General features: G+C 70.6%; 18 protein-coding genes and 1 pseudogene. 7 read left to right on the plus strand and 12 right to left on the minus strand.

Features of this window, described 5'->3' with window-relative positions:
- Positions 1-153 precede the first annotated feature (153 nt).
- The 3 genes and pseudogenes from ACFTXQ_RS06990 (at position 154) to ACFTXQ_RS07000 (ending at position 3,137) form a co-directional block, all read left to right on the plus strand.
- Positions 154-1,941 carry an FG-GAP repeat domain-containing protein gene (locus ACFTXQ_RS06990; RefSeq protein ID WP_382636615.1) on the plus strand — a complete coding sequence of 596 codons (1,788 nt, stop codon included), beginning with the start codon at positions 154-156 and terminating at the stop codon, positions 1,939-1,941.
- Positions 1,942-2,379: 438 nt separating this feature from the next.
- Positions 2,380-2,580: pseudogene (locus ACFTXQ_RS06995) on the plus strand (NAD(P)H-binding protein); the annotation flags it as partial.
- A gap of 56 nt (positions 2,581-2,636) precedes the next feature.
- Complete coding sequence (locus tag ACFTXQ_RS07000) at positions 2,637-3,137, plus strand: hypothetical protein (protein ID WP_382636616.1); 501 nt, start codon at positions 2,637-2,639, stop codon at positions 3,135-3,137.
- Between the two features lie 792 nt (positions 3,138-3,929).
- Here ACFTXQ_RS07000 and ACFTXQ_RS07005 read toward each other — a convergent pair.
- From ACFTXQ_RS07005 to ACFTXQ_RS07025, 5 genes are all read right to left on the minus strand, one after another.
- On the minus strand, positions 3,930-4,598 hold the full coding sequence (locus ACFTXQ_RS07005) for a class I SAM-dependent methyltransferase (protein WP_382636617.1): 669 nt from the start codon (positions 4,596-4,598) through the stop codon (positions 3,930-3,932).
- A 40-nt stretch (positions 4,599-4,638) separates the two neighbouring features.
- Positions 4,639-5,016: an ATP-binding protein gene (locus ACFTXQ_RS07010; protein ID WP_382636619.1), complete on the minus strand. Its 378-nt coding sequence runs from the start codon at positions 5,014-5,016 to the stop codon at positions 4,639-4,641.
- A gap of 239 nt (positions 5,017-5,255) precedes the next feature.
- The gene (locus ACFTXQ_RS07015) at positions 5,256-5,759 is read right to left on the minus strand and encodes an N-acetyltransferase (RefSeq protein ID WP_382636621.1); all 504 of its coding nucleotides are present in this window, start codon (positions 5,757-5,759) and stop codon (positions 5,256-5,258) included.
- Positions 5,760-6,429: 670 nt separating this feature from the next.
- Positions 6,430-7,173 carry a response regulator gene (locus ACFTXQ_RS07020; protein WP_382636623.1) on the minus strand — a complete coding sequence of 248 codons (744 nt, stop codon included), beginning with the start codon at positions 7,171-7,173 and terminating at the stop codon, positions 6,430-6,432.
- A complete protein-coding gene (locus ACFTXQ_RS07025; protein ID WP_382636624.1) occupies positions 7,170-8,249 on the minus strand; it encodes a sensor histidine kinase in 1,080 nt (359 codons plus the stop codon). The genes ACFTXQ_RS07020 and ACFTXQ_RS07025 overlap by 4 nt, the downstream gene beginning before the upstream one ends.
- A gap of 112 nt (positions 8,250-8,361) precedes the next feature.
- Here ACFTXQ_RS07025 and ACFTXQ_RS07030 point away from each other — a divergent pair, with 112 nt between their 5' ends.
- Positions 8,362-9,072 carry an ABC transporter ATP-binding protein gene (locus ACFTXQ_RS07030; RefSeq protein ID WP_382636626.1) on the plus strand — a complete coding sequence of 237 codons (711 nt, stop codon included), beginning with the start codon at positions 8,362-8,364 and terminating at the stop codon, positions 9,070-9,072.
- A complete protein-coding gene (locus ACFTXQ_RS07035; protein WP_382636628.1) occupies positions 9,069-9,797 on the plus strand; it encodes a hypothetical protein in 729 nt (242 codons plus the stop codon). The genes ACFTXQ_RS07030 and ACFTXQ_RS07035 overlap by 4 nt, the downstream gene beginning before the upstream one ends.
- Positions 9,798-9,847: 50 nt before the next feature.
- Here the strand turns inward: ACFTXQ_RS07035 and ACFTXQ_RS07040 are convergent, their stop codons facing one another.
- Together ACFTXQ_RS07040 and ACFTXQ_RS07045 are read right to left on the minus strand one after the other, a co-directional pair.
- Positions 9,848-10,936: an alkene reductase gene (locus tag ACFTXQ_RS07040; protein WP_382636630.1), complete on the minus strand. Its 1,089-nt coding sequence runs from the start codon at positions 10,934-10,936 to the stop codon at positions 9,848-9,850.
- Positions 10,937-11,051: 115 nt separating this feature from the next.
- Positions 11,052-11,882: an SDR family NAD(P)-dependent oxidoreductase gene (locus tag ACFTXQ_RS07045; RefSeq protein WP_382636762.1), complete on the minus strand. Its 831-nt coding sequence runs from the start codon at positions 11,880-11,882 to the stop codon at positions 11,052-11,054.
- Between the two features lie 168 nt (positions 11,883-12,050).
- Between ACFTXQ_RS07045 and ACFTXQ_RS07050 the strand changes: the two genes are divergently transcribed.
- Complete coding sequence (locus ACFTXQ_RS07050) at positions 12,051-13,001, plus strand: cupin domain-containing protein (protein WP_382636632.1); 951 nt, start codon at positions 12,051-12,053, stop codon at positions 12,999-13,001.
- A gap of 242 nt (positions 13,002-13,243) precedes the next feature.
- Positions 13,244-13,612 carry a hypothetical protein gene (locus tag ACFTXQ_RS07055; RefSeq protein WP_382636634.1) on the plus strand — a complete coding sequence of 123 codons (369 nt, stop codon included), beginning with the start codon at positions 13,244-13,246 and terminating at the stop codon, positions 13,610-13,612.
- Positions 13,613-13,715: 103 nt separating this feature from the next.
- Here the strand turns inward: ACFTXQ_RS07055 and ACFTXQ_RS07060 are convergent, their stop codons facing one another.
- From ACFTXQ_RS07060 to ACFTXQ_RS07080, 5 genes are all read right to left on the minus strand, one after another.
- Positions 13,716-14,486: a hypothetical protein gene (locus ACFTXQ_RS07060; protein ID WP_382636636.1), complete on the minus strand. Its 771-nt coding sequence runs from the start codon at positions 14,484-14,486 to the stop codon at positions 13,716-13,718.
- A gap of 237 nt (positions 14,487-14,723) precedes the next feature.
- Positions 14,724-15,542: a M15 family metallopeptidase gene (locus ACFTXQ_RS07065; RefSeq protein WP_382636638.1), complete on the minus strand. Its 819-nt coding sequence runs from the start codon at positions 15,540-15,542 to the stop codon at positions 14,724-14,726.
- A 522-nt stretch (positions 15,543-16,064) separates the two neighbouring features.
- Positions 16,065-16,484: a hypothetical protein gene (locus tag ACFTXQ_RS07070; protein WP_382636640.1), complete on the minus strand. Its 420-nt coding sequence runs from the start codon at positions 16,482-16,484 to the stop codon at positions 16,065-16,067.
- A 403-nt stretch (positions 16,485-16,887) separates the two neighbouring features.
- On the minus strand, positions 16,888-17,784 hold the full coding sequence (locus ACFTXQ_RS07075; RefSeq protein ID WP_382636641.1) for a hypothetical protein: 897 nt from the start codon (positions 17,782-17,784) through the stop codon (positions 16,888-16,890).
- A complete protein-coding gene (locus ACFTXQ_RS07080) occupies positions 17,781-18,794 on the minus strand; it encodes an SPFH domain-containing protein (protein ID WP_382636643.1) in 1,014 nt (337 codons plus the stop codon). Before ACFTXQ_RS07080 ends, ACFTXQ_RS07075 begins: the two co-directional genes overlap by 4 nt.
- Positions 18,795-18,963: the final 169 nt, after the last annotated feature.

Below are 18,963 nucleotides of genomic sequence, written 5' to 3' on the forward strand. Positions count from 1 at the left end.
AACCGGAGGGATCGTGCCGACGTGAAGGCCGGTGACGGGGCTCGGCGTGCACGGACGGAAGCGGGGGGCCGTTCACGTACGGACGCGTGATGCCTGACACACACCTGACGTGTGCCAGGGCAGAGCCCCACGGCTCGATCCTCAGGGGGGATCTTGACTACATCGCACCGCACGTCACCGCAGCGCAGACGGCTGCGCGCCCTGGCCGCCGGGAGTGTTCTCGTCCTGGCCGCTGGCGCCCTGGCCGCCGCACCGAGCGTCGCCGCGCCGAGCCCGGCCGCACCGAGCGTCACCGCGCCGGGTACGGCCGTGCCGAGCCCGGCCGTGCCGGCGCCGGGACCGTCGGCCGTGACCGGAACGGCCCGCGGCCAAGGGCTCCCGACCGTCGTCATGCCGGCCCGGGTCGAAGCCCCGGCCGAGGCGGCCGCTGCCGCCAAGCCGCGGCACGACGTCGACGGCGACGGCGTCAGCGACATGATCGTCATGGAGTACGACCAGGTCACGGCCGTGTACCTGTCGTCGATCAAGGCCTGGAGCGAGTACACGGTCATCAGGACCGACCCCGACCCCGAGGCCTCGTTCAAGGACCTGCTGCCGGTGGGCGACGTCGGTGGCACCAGCCAGCCCGAACTCCTCTCACTCACCTTCGACGGCGTACTCACGCTCTACGAGGCGGGCGTGAAGAGCACCTCGGCGCCCCTGTGGTCGGGCCGCGGCTGGCAGATCTACAACCGCATCATCGCCACCGGCGATCTCACCGGCGACCGCCGCCCCGATCTGCTGGCCCGGGACCCCGCCGGTGACCTGTGGCTTTACACCGGCACCGGGACGGTCAGCAAGCCCTTCAACGCCCGGGTCAAGGTCGGCTCCGGCTGGGGGATCTACGACCAGGTCGTGGGCGCCAACGACGTCGACGGCGACGGCATCGGCGACGTCCTCACCCGCACCCTGGCCGGCGAGCTGTGGTTCCACAAGGGAGCCGGCAGCGCCACCGCCCCGCTCAAGCCCGGCGTCAAGGTAAGCACCGGCTGGAACAAGTACAACGTGATCACCGGCTCGGACGACGGCGACGGCGACGGCAAGAGCGACCTGCTCGCCCGCGACCACGACGGCGTGGAGTACTGGTTCAAGTCGCTCGGCGGCGGCAAGTTCGCCGCACCCGCCTACTTCGGCAGCGGCTACGAACTCAACAAGTTCATCGTCGGTGCCGGCACCACATCGCTCTTCGGCAAGGGCCAGAACGTGATGACCCAGGCCGACAACGTCCTGGCCAAGTACTACGCCCTGGCCAACGGCGACTACTTGTCGCCGCCCTACGACGCCGGCAAGGAGACACCCGGCTCCCGCAACACGTACGCCACGGGCCTCAACAGCCACAACCACGCCACGTACGTGCAGAACATCGGCACCGACCTCTACATCCGCGGCGTGAAGGTCGCCACGTCGTGGAACTACACCATGATGGCCGGCCCCGGCGACCTCACCGGCGACGGGAAGGGCGACCTGGTCAGCCGTGACTCCGCGGGCGTCCTGTGGCTGCACCCCGGCGACGGCCTGAAGTACACGAAGTTCGGCACGCCCATCAAGGTCGGCACCGGCTGGAACGCCTACAACACCTTCGTCGGGGCGGGCGACTACTCCGGGGACGGCCGGCCCGACCTGCTAGCCCGGGACACCGCAGGCAATCTGTTCCTCTACAAGGGCACCGGCACGGCCAGCGCGCCGTTCGCCGCCCGGGAGCAGGTCGGCAGCGGCTTCAACCAGTACGACACGCTGTTCGTCCCGGGTGACATCAACGGCGACAGCAAGGGCGACCTGATGGCCCGGCTCCCGAACGGGGACGTGTACACGTACACCTCGACGGGCAAGACCGGCACCGCGACCTTCGCCCCCCGGGTGAAGTTCGGCACCGGGTGGAACATCTACAAGAACATGCTCTGACCCCCGCGGCCCCGGGCCGCTGACAGCAACGGCGCGGGTCCGCCGCCGGCCCCGGCCGGCGACCGGGCCCGCGCCGGCGCGCGAGCCGGCCGGGGGCCACCCCGGGACAGCGCGGAGGCCCGTCTCCGCGACGCGTAGCAGCGCGGCATCGCCCACCAGGCGGCCGCTGTCGGTGAGCCAGACGCTCACCTCGAACGAATCGCCCTGGCCCCGTTTGCCCTTGGGCACGGTGAGAACCCGCACCGGCACGCCCGGGCCGCTCGCTTACCGCCAACACTGCCGCAGCAGACCGGTCTTGGTTCTTCACCCTGTACTTCGACTCGACCGGCACCGAGCGCTTGATAGGCAGCGGCCACCTGGCGCAACACCTGCCGTGATCTGGGCACCAGCCCGCGCTGGACCCGGCCATGGCACCCGCGGATTGTGGACGTCGTAGCGATGACCCGGCGGAAGCTGCCTGCCGAGGCCTTGCCGCCGCAGGTGGAGGTCGCCGTAGCCGACTACGCCGATCCGTCCGCTCTGCGTGCGGCGCTGAAGGGTGTGGACACGCTGGTCTTCGTCTCCAGCGACGGGCCCGATGCACGGGTGCTGCTACACCACCGCAACCTTGTCGCCGCCGTGGCGGCTGAGGGCGTCGGCCATGTCGCGGCACTGAGCAGCGTTGACTCCGACATGGCGTCCCGTTCTGCTACGCCGTGGTCAACCGGCTCACCGAGGATCTGCTTCTGGCTTCCGGCATCCCCTGCTCGTTCGCCCGGGCTTCGCTGTACATCGAGTTCTTCCAAACCTGGCTCACCGAAACGCGCGCGACCGGGCTGCTGAGGCTCCCGGCAGCGGACGGCCGGATCGTCCTGGTGGCGCGCGACGACGTGGCCCGCGCTCTCGCCGCACTCGCGCTGGGTGAGCCGACCGGCCGTCATCATGACATCACGGGACCTGAGTCACTGGACCTGGCGGGCATCGCCTCAATCACGGCGGAGGCGTGGGAAACGCCTGTCGCCTACGTGGACATCCCGGCTGACACGTACTGTGCCGAGATGGCGGCAGCCAACCTGGATCCGTGGTGGCTCTACGCCTTTTCGTCCATGTTCGCCTCGGTGCGCGAGCAGCGCTGGGATCGCGTCCGAAGTGACTACGCCCAGCTGACCGGCCGCGCGCCCCTCGCTCTCCACGACGTCCTGTCAGCACACGGGTGAGAGAGCAGGGCACCGCCGTGCGGCAACGACGACGCTCAGGGAGGCAACTCAAGCTCACAGGTCGTTGTCCGTGGTCATTCATCCGCAGAGGTGCTTACGGCGTAAGCACTCGCGGATCAACGCGCCAGCCACCGTCGCCCTTGCACACGCCCCGTCCCGCTAGCCTGCCAGTAACCGGTCTGCGAACGCCTGGAAGGGGTGAGGCCGCCTCCCGGAGCGTGCTGTCACACCAAGGCGGGCCCGTTCCGCTGACCGGGCAGCGCGTAAGTCTTCCATGCCTCACTCATCACACCGGGCACTGGCCGCCGAACCCAGTTGCTTCACCGGCGAGACCGCCTCACTCACACTTCATGGAACGACACCTGACGGCCGACTGGGTCTCGATCACTGCTCCCTGCCGCAACGTCGGCTTCGCGCTCTGCCGACTATCGCTCTTCTCAACTGAGGGCCGGAAGCCGCGTGGCTGGCTGAGACTGCCCTCTACGGGCTGAGCATCTACTCGTTCGCCTTCTCGCCCCAGTACGACGACCTCGTAGTCGTCTCCGGCGCGGCGAGAATCATCGGCGACCGCCTCCTCCCCGCACGCGGCAAGCGGGAAGCACTCTGTCTCCCAGGTATGCGGCTCGTGGAGTACACAGGTGAGTGCATGCAGAGGCTCCATGTCCCCAGCGGAGCCTTGCTTTGTCCACGAGAACGGGCGGCGCTTCTACACCAATACGGGTGGCACCTGGCCGTCGCGGTGGAGCTGGAATGTTCACGAGATGCGACAGCACTTCACCTTGGGGACCGGGTTCACACAGGCACGGTCTGGGTGATGCGCCACAGCCTTCGCGGGAGGCCGCCCTCCTCGAAAGAGTGGACCTCTTCGAGGGTCCAGCCCTCGGCCAGGGCGTCAACCAGGTCGCGGGGGAAGAAGTGGACGGCGAAGCCACCGTGCTCCCAAATGTCGTCCCCGTGCCCGGTACCGGCCCGGTAGTGCGCGTCTCCGGTGTGGCGGACGGTGTAGACGAACGCGCCCCCCGGCCGGAGCACGCGGCGGACTTCCGCGACCAGGGAGTGGATCTCCTTGGTGGACAGCGCCATGCACAGCAGCATGTGTGCGAACACCGCGTCCACCGAAGCGTCCGCGAGGGGAAGCGGCTCGCGCACGTCGTGGACGGCCGTCGTGACCCGCCCGGCGACCTCTTGCGCGGCGCCGGCCGCGCGCAGATGCTCCAGCCCCACCGGGCTGAAGTCGGTGGCCAGCACGGAGAAGCCCTCGCGAGCAAAGTACAGGGCGTCGCGCCCGTGCCCGGCTCCCAACTCCAGCACCTCGCGCGCACCGGCTGCCCGGAACACCGCGGCAGCGTGCACGGCCGGCGCGGACGGCTCCTCGCCATACATCCAGGGATGCACGCCATAGGTCTGCTGCCAGTGCTCACGCTGCGCCTCGGCCAGCTCCTCCTGCCCGCCCTCCGACATGCTGACGCCTTTCTCTCCGCCCACCAGGTACGGGGCCAGCCTAGAAGCCGCCGACCAGACCTCGCCGGGCGCCCGCAACCGGGTGCTGTGGTAGCTGCCGAGTCTGCTGGTCAGGCGCCCTGCGGATTCGGCGGCGGTGGGGTTGCGTCCCATGTCGTCGAGGCACGGTGAAGTAGATCGAGTAGCCGGCCCGGCAGGCCGCGACCGCGAGAGCGGCGGCGATGTGGGTCTTGCCCACCCGCGGCGGCCCGAGCAGGGCAGCGTTGGCCTTGGTCTCGACGAACGACAGGGTGGCGAGGTCTTTGACCTTGCGGGGGTCGAGCTCGGGCTGGAACGAGAAGTCGTAGTCATCGAGCGTTTTGTGGTGCGGTGCTTCGAAAGCCGCAGGCCCTGGCCTGGCGGAAGCGGCGGTCGTCACGGACGGCGAGTCCTTCGGAGAGGACCAGGTCGATGAAGTCGACGTAGCCCATCTTGGCCTCGTCGGCCCGCTGAGCGTACTGGGTCAGGGCTCGGCCAGGTGGGGTAGGCCCAAGTCGGCGGGCCGTGTTGCGGATGCTGTTCACGAGGCGCTCATCGCATACGCCGAGCACCCGACGACCACCCAATCGAGATGGCCGTTCGAGTACCAAGCCTCCAGAGCATTACGGCAAAAGCTGCTTACGCGTCGGGGTGTTCCGGCAGGGCGAGCCAGTCCGACCAGGAGATCTCTCGGCCGAGGAAGCGCGGCTGCTCGAACGGCCAGTCGGCGGCGATCCACTGCGGCACCAGCTCGTCGAGGGCCTGCTCGACCTTGCTGTCCACCAGCTCGTCCACCACCCACCAGGAGATCTCGCCATCCGCACCGGCCCTCTCCGGTGGGTCGATGTAGACACAGCCGAGCAGAGCTGTCTCCGCCGCGTCGAACAGCGCGTAGTTGAAAGATTGGTGTGCGGCGATCTCCTTCTCGTGCCGCAACAGGTCGGCCTGGTCGGCCTCGTAGGTCATGGTGGCAGCGGGCCAGCCCCAGGCTGGGCCGTAGATGGTCCACAGCCGCTCGCGCGAACCCATCACAGCCGGATAGTCGAGCGGGGTGTCCGTCTCTCGGATCGGCCGCAGGTGATGACCACCACCCGGCAGCGGTACCAGGACAGGATGGACGAAGTTCTCGGGGAGCCAGCTCATAGCGCCCGACCGTAGCAGTGCGGGGCCGTCCGCTCCCCTGGATTTTCCCCGTATACCGCCAGGACCTGCTCTCATGCCGGGCAGTGCCCGCGATCACACGATCGAGACGCCCGTTCGATCGGCAGACTCCATGATCGGTATGGCAACGACTTCTCGGGGAGTTCTTCCCGGCGACGGTCGAGCGTTCTGGCACAACAAGCCGGTAACCATGACCCGCCCCGATGCCCGTCGCATCCTCGCCGTCACGCCCACGCCTGCTCTGGCCCCGAAGCTGCAGATGTGGAAGCTGACCGCCATGCTCCGGCGAGCCGGCCGCCGCCGGGGCATCGAAACGGAGCCGAACGAATGCGGCAGCTCTTCCGTCAAGAAGGCCCTCGGCAGCTGCGCCCCGCCGCGCTGGGGGGGGCGTTGCGGCGCTGCGCCGCCGTTCGTAGCCGCAGCGCACAGCTGACGCCCGGGCGCCGGCCGTGTAGCCGGCCGCGGGTCCGGTTGACCGGTACCTGACCTGCCGTCGGGCTTGTGGGGTTCCCGGGACACCGATACCTACCTGCTGGACGGACTCCTCGACCACGGTGAGGACGGCCCGCGCTCCCGTTGCTCGGTGAGGGTGAGGCCGGCGTGCCTGCGTTACTGCTTGGGAAGCGGGACGTGGCCGGGCAGCAGGAGGAGATCAGGGGCGCGGCCAGGGCATCATCGCTTCGAACCGCCTGGCAGCCCGAGCGCCCGCCGCCCCCGTCCCGTCCTCAGCGGCCGGAGGGGCGGCCGTGTGGGGGGTGACCAGGCCCGTCTCGTAGGCGGCGATGACCAGCTGTGCCCGGTCTCGTGCTCCGAGCTTGGCCAGCAGCCTGCCGATGTGGGTCTTCACCGTTCCCCGGCTCAGTGTCAGGTGTTCGGCGAGTTCGGTGTTCGACAGGCCCTTTGCGATCAGCAGCAGTACCTCGCGCTCCCGCCCGGTCAGCAGGCCCAGGCCCTCCGCCACCGCCGCGCCGGGTGGGCGCCGCGCGAACTCGGACACCAGCCGACGGGTCACCGAGGGGGCCAGCAGCGCCTCGCCCGAGGCCACCACGTGGATCGCGTCCAGCAGCGCCGCCGGCGGTGTGTCCTTCAGCAGGAAGCCGCTGGCCCCGGCGCGCAGCGCCGCGTACACGTACTCGTCCAGGTCGAAGGTGGTCAGGATCAGCACCCGGACCTCCGGCCGGGCCGCGATGATCCGGCGCGTCGCCTCGATGCCGTCCATCTCCGGCATCCGCACGTCCATGAGGACCACGTCGGGCCGTCCCGAGGCGGCCAGCTCCACCGCCTCGACCCCGTTCGACGCCTCACCGGTCACGCTCAACCCGGGCGCCGTCTCCACCAGCACCCGGAAACTCCCGCGCAGCAGCGCCTGGTCGTCGACGATCAGCACCCGCGTCATGCGCCGGCTTCCAACGGCAGCCGGGCCGAGACCCGGAAACCTCCCCCGGGCCGGGGACCGGCGGTGAACTCGCCCTGGTACATGGCCACCCTCTCGCGGATTCCGGTGAGGCCGTGGCCCGGTGTGTGTCCGGACAGCACCTCACCCTCGTTGACGACCGTGATGCGCAGATCCGGCGTCACCGTGACCCGGCAGGCGGTCGGGGCCGCGTGCTTGATCACATTGGTGACCGCCTCCTGCACGATCCGGTACGCCGCCAGCTCCAACCCCGGGGCGAGCGGCGGCAGTTCGGCCAGGTCCAGCGTGACCTCGACCCCGGCCCGGGCCGCGTGGTCGGCGACCGCGGCCAGATCGGACAGGCCCGGCGCGGGTCCGACCCCGGTCTCCGCCCGGCCCTGTGGGGTCCGGAGCACGGCCAGGGTGGCACGCATCTCGGCCAGGGCCTGGCGTCCCGTCTCCTCGATGTGCCGCAGCGCCTCCCGCGTCTCCTGCGGCCGTACGGCGGCCACGTGTCCGGCGACCGCGGCCTTCACCGTGATGACCGACAGGCTGTGGGCCACGATGTCGTGCATCTCCCGGGCGATACGAAGCCGTTCATCCGACACCGCGCGCTCGACCAGCTGGAGCGCCGTCCGCTCGGCGAACGCCCGACGCTCGCGGACGTAGAAGCCGATGCCCCACGGAACGGCGAGCGTGAGCAGCACCAAGGGCCACGGACCCACGTCCCGCGCGACGAGCAGTCCCGCGACGAGTGATGCCGCCAAGGGCTCCCACCGCCCGCCGAGCGCCGCCGTATAGAGGACGGCCGCCAGGCACGCGTACGGCGCCGGGCTAGCGTATTCGGGGACCGTCCCGCTGGCGAAGGCGACCACGACCGCCGCGAGCACCACGGCGAAAGCGGACATCGGGTACACCCGCCGTATGGCGACCGGTCCGCCCAGTGCCGCGGCCAACGCCCAGGACGCCATGACCGGTTCCGGCGCGGGCGGCTCCCGGACCGCCAGGTGGGCGGCGAAGACCAGAGCGGCCGCGATCACCGTGTCGACCACGATCAGGCGCTGTCGGCTGAGGATCATCACACTGACGGTAGCCGACCGGCCGCAGCCGCGGATCGGACCAGGGTCCGATGCCGAAACCCCGACCCTGCTCCGATGTGCCGCCGGCCGCCCCGGCGGCAGGCTTCAGCCCATGATCTCCGTCAACGCACTGACCAAAAGGTACGGCGACACGCTCGCCGTCGACCGGCTGTCTTTCGAGGTGGAGCCGGGCCGGGTGACAGGGTTCCTGGGCCCCAACGGTTCCGGCAAGTCCACCACCATGCGGGCGGTCCTCGGCCTCGACGCCCCCACCTCGGGCAAGGCTCTGGTCAACGGGCGCCCCTTCGTCACCTCGGCCTCGCCCATGCGCGAGGTGGGTGCCCTACTCGACCCCGGAGCCGTCCACGGCGGACGGCGGGCCGCCGACCACCTGCGCTGGCTGGCGCGGAGCAACGCGATCGCGCCCTCACGCGTCCCGGAGGTGCTGGAGCAGGTCGGCCTGGCAGGAGTGGGCCGCAAGCGGGTCAAGGGCTTCTCGCTCGGGATGAAGCAGCGCCTGGGCGTGGCCGCCGCCTTGCTCGGCGATCCGGGGATCCTCGTCTTCGACGAGCCCGTCAACGGCCTGGACCCGGACGGAATCCGGTGGATCCGCGGCCTGATGCGCTCGCTCGCCGCCGAGGGCCGGACCGTGCTGATGTCCAGCCACCTGATCACCGAGATGGCCCTCACCGCCGACCACGTCGTGGTCATCGGCCAGGGCCGGCTGATCGACTCCGCGCCGGTAGCCGAACTGGCCCGGCGCTTCGGCTCCCTGGAAGAAGCCTACGTCCGCCTCACCGAGACCAGCGTGGAGTACCGATGAAGACCGCGTCCCTCAGCAGCGTCGTCGCGTCCGAGTGGCTGAAGCTGCGCACCGTCCGCTCCACCTACGGGCTGCTCGGTGCCAGTGCCGGGATCCTGCTCCCGGCGGCCGGCATCTCCGCCGCGATGATCGCCGACTGGGACGGCTCCACCCCCGAGGCACGGGCGGTGTTCGCCAGCGCCGACCCCGGCGTGCTGGTCATGCCGTTCGCGCAGTTCTGCCTGGCGGCGCTGGGCGCGCTGGCGATCACCTCAGAGCACGCGACCGGCATGTTCCGCACGAGCTCGGTGGCCGTCCCGGACCGGCGCCGGCTGTTCACGGCCAAGGCCGTGGTCGTCGCCGCCCTGGGCTTCCTGGCCGGGCAGCTCATCGCGCTCGCCTCCATGGCGGCCGGCCACCTTCTCACGGGGCACCGGCCCGCTCCCATCGCCGCCACCACCGGCCTGGCCGACGCCTTCCAGCAGGGGGTGCTGCTGACCGCCTCCGCCCTGGTGGGGTTGGGGCTGGGGGCGCTGATCCGGTCCACGGCGGGAACGTTCACGGCACTGGCGGCACTGCTCTTCGTGCTGCCGGCGCTCGCGTCGTTCCTGCCCTGGGACGTGGCGGCGTACATGCTCCCCAACCTGGCAGCACTGGACGCCGCGCCGGCCCTGCTCGCGATGGCCGGGTACGCGGGAGCCGCGCTGGCGGCCGGGGCGGCGGCAGGCCGACACCGCGACGTGTGAAGCGACCGGCCCTGCCCGGTCCCCGGCCCCCGCCGCCGGAGCTTTCCTCTTCACGCGGCGCTGCCGTCGTGGTGCGGGTAGTCGGTGTAGCCCTCGGTGCCACCGCCGTAGAAGGTGTCGGGGTCCGGGGTCGCCAGGGGCAGGTTGTGGCGCATGCGCTCCACCAGGTCGGGGTTGGCGATGAACGGCCTGCCGAAGACGGCGAGATCGATGAGGTCGGAGGCGATGAGCTCTTCGGCGCGGGTTTGGTCGAGGCCGCCGGCCAGGAGGATCGTTCCGTCGTAGGCGGCTCGGAACGTCTTGAGGAAGTCCTCGGGGATGTCCGCCGCGCCGCCCAGGCGGAGGTCGCTGAGGTGGACGTAGGCGAGATGGCGGCGGGCGAGTTCCGGCGCGAGGTAGGCGTACATGGCTTCGGCCTGGTCGTCGGCGGGCAGGCCGCTGGCGAGGGTGAACGGCGACAGGCGTACGGCGACCCGCTGCGCGCCGATGCGGTCGATGAGGGCGTCGAGGGCTTCGAGGAGGAACCGGGCACGATTCTCGACGGAGCCGCCGTATCGGTCGGTGCGGTCGTTGACGTGCGGATTGAGGAATTGTTCGAAAAGGAAGCCGTGCGCGCCGTGGAGCTCGACTCCGTCGAAGCCGGCCTGGACCGCGCGGGCCGCCGCGTCGGCGAAGTCGGTCGTCAGGCGGGGGATCTCGTCCGTCCTCAGAGCCCGGGGCCTGCTCGCGTCGAGGAATCCGACTCCCTGGACCCAGGCATGGGCCTGCGCCTGCAGGGCGCTGGGGCCCACCGGTGCCGCTCCGGCGGGCTGGAGGGAGGTATGGGACACCCGTCCCACGTGCCACAGCTGCGCGAAGATGCGCCCGCCCGCGTCGTGCACTGCGTCGGTGACGGCGGCCCAGCCGGCCCTCTGCCGGTCCGTCCACAGGCCCGGCACGTCGGAGTAGCCCTGGGCCTGGGGTGAGACGAAGACACCTTCGGTGATGATCAGTCCCGCGCCGGCCCGCTGGCGGTAGTACTCGGCGGTGTCGGGGCCGGGGACGTGATCGGGGCGGCGGGCGCGGGTCATCGGTGCCATGACGACACGGTTGTTGAGGGTGGTGGAGGGCAGCGAGTAGCGCTCGAAGAGGTTCTTCATGGGTGTCGTTTCCTGGTCGGGGGATGGGTGGCGTGATGCCGGTGAAAGGGCGCCGGGGGCCTCGGACGGGACGGACGAGGCACCCGGATGGACGTCAGGACGACGCGGGGCTCGTTCAGGCCGCAGGGGTGCTGCCCTGGGCCTCGACGGCAAGGTCCTGCCAGTCGGCCCAGGTCTTGAGGCGGTCGGTGTAGACCTGGGGGAGCATGTCGTTGCCCTGAGTGCCGAAGAAGACGCGCAGCGGGGGGTTGTCGGAGTCGACGACCTTGAGCAGTGCAGCGCCCGCGGCGGCCGGGCTGCCGAAGTCCAGGGTCTGCATGAACGCGCCGAGTGCTTCGCGCACGCCGTCGTAGACCGGGATCGGGTCGGCGGAGACGGCGGAGGAGCCGCCCCAGTCGGTGGCGTAGGCACCGGGCTCGACCAGGGTGACCTTGATCCCGAGGCCGGAGACCTCCTGGGCCAGGGACTCGCTCAGGCCCTCCAATGCCCACTTCGAGGCGTGGTAGCCGCCCACCAGCGGCCAGGAGGCGACGCCGCCCGTGGAGGAGATCTGCACGATGTGGCCGCCGCCCTGCTCGCGCAGGTACGGCAGGGCGGCCTGGGTGACCCACAGGGCACCGAACAGATTGGTCTCCAGCTGCTCGCGCAGGGCCTGTTCGGTCAGTTCCTCGACAGCGCCGAACAGGCCGTAGCCGGCGTTGTTCACGATGACATCGAGGCGGCCGAAGTACTCGTTGGCTCGCAGGACACTTTCGTTGACCGCGGCCTTGTCGGTCACGTCCAGGTCGAGCGCGAGGACGGCGTCGCCGTACTGGCCGACCAGGTCGGCCAGGGTGTCGGCGTCGCGGGCGGTCGCGGCCACCTTGTCCCCGCGGGACAGGGCTGCTTCGACGAACTGGCGGCCGAAGCCGCGGGAGGAGCCGGTGACGAACCAGACCTTGCTCATGCTGCTCTCCATGGTCGGAGTGGATGTTGGGTGTGGGGATTCGCGGTGCGCTCCCTCACGGCATTGACTCTATGGAGACAACTGAGGCCACTCCATAGCAGCAACTCTCAGAAAACTTGACGATTCCTCTCCCTCGGGGAGAGGAATGGCGAGGGTAAGGTGCTGTGTATGGATGTTCTTGGGGATGTGTTGACAGCCACCGGGTTCAAAGGGGTGCTGCTCGCCCAGCTCCGCGCCCGCGGCTCGGGGTGGGGCTGCGGCCTGGAGCGGCTGGGCACTGCCGGATTCCATCTGATTGCCGAGGGGACCTGCTGGCTGCGCGTGGCCGAGCAGCCGCCACGCCAGTTGGTGCCCGGGGACGTCGTCCTGCTCCCACAGGGCGAGCCCCATCACCTGGCCGGCAGCCCGGAGCAGGCGGCCGTGCCGTACGCGGAGCTGGAAGCCGCCCACCCGGTCGGCCGCGACGGCATCCTGGACCTCGGCGGCCACGGTCCCGTCGCACGCATTGTCTGCGGCAAGTTCGACTACGACCACGACGCCTCGCAACATCCGGTCCTGTCCGCCCTGCCCACGGTGATCCATGTCCCCGGTATGAGCGCCGACCCCGAACTCCAGGGGATCATCCGGCTCCTGGCCCTTGAGAGCACACGGGAGCGGCCCGGCTCGCGGGCCGTCGCCGCCCGCCTGACCGACGTCCTGTTCGTCCAGGTCATCCGTGCCTGGCTCGACATCGCGGCCACCGGCCCGCAACCCACACCACAGTCCTGGCTGACGGCGCTGCGCGACCCGCGCATCGGTGCCGCGCTCTCCCTCATGCACGAGGCACCGCAGCAACCCTGGACCGTGGAATCCCTCGCACGTGACGTGGCGATGTCCCGCCCGGCCTTCGCCCGGCAGTTCAAGCAGCTGGTCGGCGTCTCACCCCTGGCCTATCTCTCCCGACTGCGGATCACCATGGCCTCCCGACTGCTGCGCGAGACCAACCGGCTGGTCTCCGACATCGGCGAAGCGGTCGGCTACACCTCGGAGTTCACCTTCTCCAGGGCCTTCGCCCGCGAACGCGGCCTGCCTCCCGGTCGCTACCGGAGAGAGGCGCTCGCCCAGCCCGCGGGTACCTGACCGGGTTGAGCGGCGTGCCCCAGCACCTGATGCCCCCCACCACCGGCTGCTGAGCCAGATCGACGCCACCGACTCCGCCCACCTCAAGGCCATGCACCCCGGCCGGCAGGACCTCGTCGCCGGCGTCCGCGCACCTGGCACGCCGTGAAGCTTCTGATCTTGCCGGACACCCATTCCTGCCATCGCATCCCCGACTACGCTTGCCATGGTCACAGCCAAGATCGAACGAGGGGGGTACGCCCATGCCGTACGAGACCGGCGCGAAGGTGAAGCTGACCAGGGATGTGCAGCTCACCGCGAACGACACGGCGGCCAGGAGCGGCTTCCCCGGTCCGCTGTGCCTGGCCGAGGGCTTGGAGGGCATCGTCACCGGTTCGGCAAAGGAAGCCGGCGGCGGCATGGCTCAGGACGGGCTCGCGGAATTCGAACGGCGAGTCCGCGGCGTCCAGTTCGATGGCCACACGGCCGGCGTGATCGACAGTCTCCGTCAGCAGATCATCCGGCACGGAGGGCTCGACGCCGGAGTCGGCACTCAGATCAAATACAGGGTGCGCTTCGAGAACGGGTTTGTTCTGGGCGGACTTGAAGAAGGCTGGCTGACCGAAGCCTGAGTACCTGCCACCGCGCCCCCGTCGGCCGGCGGGGGCGTCGCGGTCTCTCCAACCGGTTCTCACCACTCACCACTCACCGGCCACCGTGCCGGTGCGGTCCTCCTCAGCCCGGGTATGTGATCGAGCCCAGCGGCGGGCAGGGGATGAGCATGGTGCCGGCGCCGGGGCGTTCGACGAAGGCCCGGGCCTCGGCGGCCCGCAGGCGCTGGGAATCCAACCCGTCGGCGTGCCAGGCGTCGCGCCTAGCGCGGTCGTAGTCCCACGAGTCGTCGATGAGACTGAGGCTGGTATTGCCGGAACTGCGCTGGAACTCCGCCTTCAAGGCGGCCTGTTGGAGTGCGGTCTGGGTCGCCGCGAGGTCGATGCGGGTGATCAGGACGCCGAGGGTGTTCGGTTCCCGGGTCGGCATGGGGGCCTGCGGAAGCGGGGACACCCCGGTGTCGAGACGGCCGATGTTGTCAACGGCCGCTGTCTGGGCGTCCTGCACCATGAGCTGCGTTTCCTGGTGCAGCCAGAAGAACTCGTCGAGGTCCGCCTGGGTGATGCGCATCCGCTGGTACAGGGCCTGGAAGCGGGGATCGTCGTGCAGCGGACGTATGGGGGCGACGTGGAGCGCCACGCAGTCGTTGTAACCGGCTGCCACCGCGGCGTCGAGGTGGAAGATTCCCTGGTCCGCCTCTCCGCGCAGGACGGCCATGACGCCGAGGCTCGAGTGGCCGGCGGCGACGAGCCACGTGCCGTCGGGGCCGAGCGCCGTGGCGCGCGCGACGACGTCGTGGAAGCCCGCGGTGCCCGCCGTGGCGGGACCATTGGTCATGACCTCCACCAGCAGTTCGTGAACACGGGCGGCCAGTGAGTTGACGGTGTCGACCATGGATCTCCTCGGACCTCGGTGGTGAAGAGCGTAACGGGTGTTGATTCTCTGGCAACTCCCGTGCACATGACGGGCGGACGGGGTGAGCGGTTCCCGCTCGGGCCGGGCAGGCCGTCTTGCGGGACCTCGTCCTGGATCCGGAGGAGGAGCGGACGGTCTACCCGTTCGGTTCCCGGCAGGCGCCAGTTCTGCCGGTGAGGGTCTTCCTGGTGTGACTCGTACGCAGGCACACGTGCGTCAGGGGCGGTGCCCGGCCACCGACCGGCGCGCGACGGGGAAGTCGAAGTACGTGCTCGGGAAGAGCTCGGGCTTGTGCGTGAAGTGCCACCATTCCTCTGGCAGGTTGACGAATCCCTCCGCGGCCATCGTCGTCTTCAGCAGCTGACGGTGCGCGCGCTGTGTTCCCTCGACGCGCGGGTCGTCGGTGTGCGACAGCGTGTCGAAGCAGTCGAAGCCCGTTCCCATGTCCACGGAGTTGTCCGGGTACCGCTCCGCTTGCGGCGCGTAGCAGGGAACGGACTCCTGCCCCGGCCTCGGCGGGGGCGCCGGGACCGCCGGAAGCGGGACGATCGTGAGGTCCGTGGTGCTGCCACGGCTGTGTCCGGATTTCTCGGCGATGTAGCCGTCCTTGAACAGGCGCGATTTGTCGACCCGCGGATAGAACTCCGCCTTCTTCCTCTCGTCGGCCAGGTCCTTGGCCCACCGTACGAAGTGGTCGACCGCCCGCTGCGGCCGGTAGCAGTCGTACACCTTGAGCGAGTACCCCTGGGGCAGGAGGCGCGTCTGGACCCGGTGCAGCGCCTCGGCCGCCGGTCGAGTGAGGATGCAGACGGGCTGCCGGTAGCCGTCGATCCGCTCGCCGATGAAGTTGTGCGCCGAGGCGTAGCGCGTTTCCTGGATGATCGTGGGGTCGACGGAGCTCAGCGAAACGAACTCCCGGGGCGCCTTGGGCTCCGGCGTCTGGGCGACAGCACCGGTGCCGAGGGCCGAAGCCGTCAGGAACACGGTCGTGACCCCCAGGGTCACGGCGAGCCGAGCCATCGTCGACGTGGTCATCCAGTTCTCCCTGCGCCTGCGCCGGTCCGGCTGCGGATATTCGGTCTACTCGTCTACTCGTCCACTCCGAGAGGAGGTATACCTCGGCTCTCCGATCTGTCCGGCGGAGCGCCCCGGAATGGCGGAGACCCCCCGGGTGGCTGCACCGGCACGCCCGACCACATCACGGACGCGCCGGCCTGCCTCAGCGGCACGCCGGCAGTTCGAGCGCGTCGGCGCGACGCGAGCGCTGCCATCCTCCGAGGCAGGCCGACGGGCGATGGGCCGGGCGCGGTCACGGTAGGAGGGATCGGTCACGGTGTGCCGGGGCGCGGGGCCGAGAGCGGCCCAGAAGCGGCCGTCGAACTGGACGGGGACCTGCCCCGGCGTGGTGAACGGCGGCCGCCATGCGGGGGAAGAGCAGGGAATGCGGAACCTCACCGATGGTGATCACGTCCTCCTGGGCGACCGAGAGTCCTGCCCAGCCGGCCTGGACCACGTCGCGCAGGCCGGCCGCGCGCAGGGCGGTGACGATGTGGGCACTCACACGCCGGGGATGGGGCGTGGTGGCACTTGCGAGGCCCACGTAGACCGGGGCGGTGCCGGCGCCGAGGAAATCCTCCAGGTCCGGAGGGAGGTGGTCGCTGTGTCGTGCGGCCACCAGTAGCCGGAGACCTCCAGGCCCGGACGCCAGTCGCAGGGCCTGGGAGCCACCAGAAAACTGAAGCCGTGCCAGACGGGCCGGCCCTGCCCTTCACGGGCGCGGCGGGCGGAGGACAGCTGGCTCGCCGGGAGGCCGTGGTCCGCGGAAAGCGTTCGCGCACCCTGGGTGAAGACGTGGTCGACGGCAGCGACGACGGCGTCACCGCCGAGCCGGTTGCCCAGGGAGCCCAGGGAACGGGTGCCGAGCATGGGCGGCGGGAACGCGCCGGTCTCGTGCAGCGGTTGCAGGAAGAGGCCCATGCTGGGACGGGAGAGGCCCTGCGCGATGGCTTAGGCGAGCGGCGCGACCGTCCCTCCGGCCAGCACGACGTCCGCCTCGCGTGCCGCGCGCAGCGTTGGGAGCGTGATCTCGGGCCCGACCCTCCTCGCCGGCCCGGCTACGGTGCAGCCCCCGGCCCCGCGTCGAGTGCAACTCTGACCTCGGGATCCCCCCGGGAACGGCCCGGAAACGCACCCCCGACCCTGCGACCAGCGGTTCGAACACGCCGTGGGTCGCCAAAGCGACCTCGTAATCGGCCCGGACCAGTCCGTCGCCCAAGCCCGTGTACCGAGCGACCCCGCCGTCATGATGGCAATCCTCACAGCGCCCAGTCTGGCGGCCGACGCCTGCCCAGCGCCCAGGCGGTACCGCCCGGCAGGGCGCTCACGTGACCAGGCGCAGCGATGTCGCCGAGATGCCCAGCCGTATGCTCTGGCCCCAAGTCAGCTGCAGTGCATCGGCCTCCATCCCGTCGCCGAAGACCACGATCCGGTCCGACTCCACGGTCAGTCGCAGTCCCTGCTCCTGTTCCAGATGGCCGGAGACCCTTGAGGTTCCGGTCGCGGGCGATGGCCAGGCCTCGCGTACGAACCACAGGAGCCGGCGGTCGCACGGAGCGGGCAGCGGTGTGGTGCTGCCGCGCTCCAGCCACAGGGAGCGCAGCCAGCCGGTGGCGCCGGTGCCGGTGCCGACGAGTACCCCGGAGGACGCCTGGGCCTCGCCCGGCCCCTCCTCGCCGTCGGGGCCCAGGCGATAGCGGGCCGTCTGATGCCCGGGCGGGCCCAGGTAGATCTCGTTCAGGGCGAGGAGGCGCTGGGTGTCGTCGGCGACGCCTTCCACCATGGTCAGGTCCTCCGTCCGTCCCCCGCTGGTCGCGGCACGCAGCAGAGCGGCCGTGTCGGCGCAGCGGTGACGGACCAGGACTCCGGGGTTGCGTCCAGGGTCGGTGTCGATGCCGACCACCGGCTGTCCGGAAAGGTACTTCGCGGTGTTGGCGACCAGACCGTCCTGCCCGACCACGACCACCACGTCCTCCGGCGCGAACAGGAAGCGGTCCAGGTCCGCCCGCTCGACCTGCGAGCTGCGCCACGTGAGGGGTACCGCCGCCGCCGCCTCCCGCAGTGCCTGCCGGGTCCGGTGGTGGCGGTCGACCACCTCGTCGATCGAGCGGCCCCGGCTGGAGAGGAAGAACGCTGCCTGCCCGTGCGTCCCGTGCCGGTCGAGCAGTTCCTCGTACTCGGTCCTGCGGTGCACGAGCACCGCTCGCGGGGCCAGGCTCACGCGTCCGCCCCTGAGTCCGGACGTCCGAGCCTGCCGAGGAGGCTGGTGAGGACGTCGGGGGAGAGCGTGATGCTCTCGACCCGCGGCAGGTTCTCCGCCAGTCGGGTCGCCGCCAGGGCGTACAGCGTGCCCGGGCCGGTCTCGCCGTGCACCTGCAGCCAGGCGGCCTGGGCCTCGGCGCGTGCCGAGCCGGTCGCGCGCGCCGCCTCGGCGTCCGCGCGTGCCAGACGGACCTTGCGGGCCGCCTCGGCCTCGGTCCGTACGCTGTCGGCTGCCGCCTTCTCCTCGGCCTCGCGGCGGGAGTTGATGCCGCGCTGCTCGACCAGCTGTTCCTCGCGCCGGGCCAGTTCGATCTGACTGGCCAGTTCGTTCTCGGCGATCGCACGCTCGCGTTCGACGGCGACGGCCCGCCGCTCGTACGTGGCCCGGTCCGCCTCCTGCTGGATCTGCTCACGGGCCGGTGTGCGCAGGGCGCGCTCCACCTCGGCTTCGGGCCGGATCGCGACGACGCGCACGGCCACCACTTCGATGCCGGTGGCCGGGAGCCTGGGCTCGGCGGCGAGACCGGCGGCGACGCTCTGCCGTACGGAGGCGACGCCGGACACCAGGGCGGCGGCCAGCGGGGTCCGGGCCAGCACGTCAAGCGTGTGCTGCTGCGCGGTCTCGGTGAGGAGGGTGGAGATCTGCTCCAAGGGCGCGCCGCGCCAGCTCCCGGTGTCCGGGTCGACGGAGAAGTCGAGCCGGTCCGCGGCCTCGGCCGGGTCGCTGATCCGGTAGGTGACGGTGGCCTGCACGGTGACGTCCTGGAAGTCGGCCGTACGGGCGTGGAAGGCCATGGCCAGCTCCCGGTCGTCGACGGGCACTTCGGACAGCGCGGCGGACAGCGACCGGTACCAGAAACTGAGCCCCCGGCCGTCATGGACGAGCCGGCCGCGCTTGTGGTGGCGGATGTGCGCGGTGGGCGCGGATCGCAGATGACGCCAGCCGAGGCGCCGGGTGATGTCGGCCATGGTGGACCCCCTTGATTTCGTCAGTGAGACGATAACTGCGGGCGTCGATATCGTCAAGGGGACGAAAAGGGGGGATCCGGCCCCGAACCCGCGTCGCTGTTGGGCGACGACAACAACGTCATGACCGAGGACATGGCCGCGTACGGGATTACGGGGGTACCCCTGGCCG

The organism is Streptomyces sp. NPDC057010, assembly GCF_042673805.1.
GTDB lineage: Bacteria > Actinomycetota > Actinomycetes > Streptomycetales > Streptomycetaceae > Streptomyces.

Coding starts and splice junctions, on each gene's coding strand:
- ACFTXQ_RS07005 (WP_382636617.1), bottom strand. CDS start 4,598: ATGTCGGAGGGCGGGCAGGAGGAGCTGGCCGAGGCGCAGCGTGAGCAC.
- ACFTXQ_RS07015 (WP_382636621.1), bottom strand. CDS start 5,759: ATGAGCTGGCTCCCCGAGAACTTCGTCCATCCTGTCCTGGTACCGCTG.
- ACFTXQ_RS07020 (WP_382636623.1), bottom strand. CDS start 7,173: ATGACGCGGGTGCTGATCGTCGACGACCAGGCGCTGCTGCGCGGGAGT.
- ACFTXQ_RS07025 (WP_382636624.1), bottom strand. CDS start 8,249: ATGATCCTCAGCCGACAGCGCCTGATCGTGGTCGACACGGTGATCGCG.
- ACFTXQ_RS07030 (WP_382636626.1), top strand. CDS start 8,362: ATGATCTCCGTCAACGCACTGACCAAAAGGTACGGCGACACGCTCGCC.
- ACFTXQ_RS07035 (WP_382636628.1), top strand. CDS start 9,069: ATGAAGACCGCGTCCCTCAGCAGCGTCGTCGCGTCCGAGTGGCTGAAG.
- ACFTXQ_RS07040 (WP_382636630.1), bottom strand. CDS start 10,936: ATGAAGAACCTCTTCGAGCGCTACTCGCTGCCCTCCACCACCCTCAAC.
- ACFTXQ_RS07045 (WP_382636762.1), bottom strand. CDS start 11,882: ATGAGCAAGGTCTGGTTCGTCACCGGCTCCTCCCGCGGCTTCGGCCGC.
- ACFTXQ_RS07050 (WP_382636632.1), top strand. CDS start 12,051: ATGGATGTTCTTGGGGATGTGTTGACAGCCACCGGGTTCAAAGGGGTG.
- ACFTXQ_RS07055 (WP_382636634.1), top strand. CDS start 13,244: ATGCCGTACGAGACCGGCGCGAAGGTGAAGCTGACCAGGGATGTGCAG.
- ACFTXQ_RS07060 (WP_382636636.1), bottom strand. CDS start 14,486: ATGGTCGACACCGTCAACTCACTGGCCGCCCGTGTTCACGAACTGCTG.
- ACFTXQ_RS07065 (WP_382636638.1), bottom strand. CDS start 15,542: ATGACCACGTCGACGATGGCTCGGCTCGCCGTGACCCTGGGGGTCACG.
- ACFTXQ_RS07070 (WP_382636640.1), bottom strand. CDS start 16,484: ATGGGCCTCTTCCTGCAACCGCTGCACGAGACCGGCGCGTTCCCGCCG.
- ACFTXQ_RS07080 (WP_382636643.1), bottom strand. CDS start 18,794: ATGGCCGACATCACCCGGCGCCTCGGCTGGCGTCATCTGCGATCCGCG.